This window comes from Micromonospora sp. DT201 (assembly GCF_049841575.1).
In the GTDB taxonomy this organism is placed as follows: domain Bacteria; phylum Actinomycetota; class Actinomycetes; order Mycobacteriales; family Micromonosporaceae; genus Micromonospora.
Window position 1 is genome coordinate 1 of the sequence record NZ_JBNCKP010000061.1, and the last position, 1,409, is coordinate 1,409.

1 protein-coding gene is annotated in these 1,409 nt (G+C 67.6%); it reads left to right on the forward strand.

The genetic code is table 11. The annotated features are described in order from the left end of the window. Positions 1-58: 58 nt before the first annotated feature. Positions 59-1,384, forward strand: a complete 1,326-nt coding sequence (locus ACLQ28_RS34390) for an IS701 family transposase (protein WP_425690427.1) — start codon at positions 59-61, stop codon at positions 1,382-1,384. The last annotated feature ends 25 nt before the right edge of the window (positions 1,385-1,409 follow it).

Sequence of the window (1,409 nt, forward strand, 5' to 3'; positions counted from 1 at the left end):
ACGAGGACGGCCACCGCATGATCGTCTGTGTGTTGTGGACACAACATCAGACCTTGCGGTGGCCGAGAGTCACAGCTTAGAGCCTGCCCAGTGGCGGCGAACTATCGACCTGGTGACCAACTCATTCGCGGGCCGGTTCGCCCGAGTCGAACCCCGTTGGGCGGCCGTCGGCTTCGTTACCGGCCTGCTCGCGGACCTTCAGATCAAGACGTGCTGGCAGTTGGCGGAGCAGGCCGGGCATGCTCGCCCGGATGCGATGCAGCGGCTGCTCTACCGAGCGAAGTGGGACGCCGAGGCCGTGCGTGACGACGTGCGGCGAGTCGTCGTCGACCGGCTCGGTGACCCCGACGGTGTCCTCGTGGTCGACGAGACCGGCGACCTGAAGAAAGGCGTGCACACCGTCGGTGTTCAGCGTCAATACACCGGTACCGCCGGGCGGATCGAGAACGCCCAGGTCGGCGTGTTCCTGGCCTACGCGAGCCGACACGGCCACACCCTGATCGACCGCCGGGTCTACCTGCCGAAGTCCTGGACCGACGACCGTCAGCGGTGTGAGCAGGCCGGCGTCCCGGACGACGTCGCCTTCGCCACCCGATCCGAACTCGCCGACGACATGATCACCGCCGCCGTGAAGGCCCTGGTCCCGGCCCGATGGGTCGCCGCGGACGAGGCCTACGGCAACAACACCCGGCTACGCGGCGAGCTACGCACACACCGCCTGGGCTACGTCCTGGCGGTCTCCCGCGATCATCTCGTGCCGATCGACGGCGGCAAGACCCGCCGCCGCGCCGACCGACTGGCCGATGACCTGCCCGCCACAGCATGGACCCGGCGCAGCGCCGGCAACGGGTCAAAAGGACCACGACTCTACGACTGGGCCTGGCTGGCCGACGTCGGCGCCGACGGTGACCCCGACGACGACGGCCGGCACAGTCTGCTGATCCGCCGCAACAACACCACCGGTGAGCTGGCCTTCTACCGCTGCTGGACGCCCCACCCAGCCACCCTCGCCCAACTCGTCCGAGTGGCTGGAGTTCGTTGGACCGTGGAGGAATCGTTCCAGGCAGGAAAGGGTCAGGTCGGCCTCGACCAGCACCAGGTCCGCCGCTGGACCTCATGGCACCGGTTCACCACCCTCGCCCTGGCAGCCCTCGCCATCCTCGCGATCTGCGCCGCCGACGCCCGGACAACCCACCAACACGACCAACCCGACATGATCCAACTGACCACCAACGAGATCCGCCGCCTGATCAACGTCCTGCTCATCCGCCCTACCCGCAGCATCGCCTACCGATTGCGCTGGTCAAACTGGCGACGCCGACACCAAGCACGAGCCAAACGAGCCCACTACGCTCGCCGCCTCACCCTCGAACTCCAACCATGATCACGAACGGCGGCTGCCGTACTAG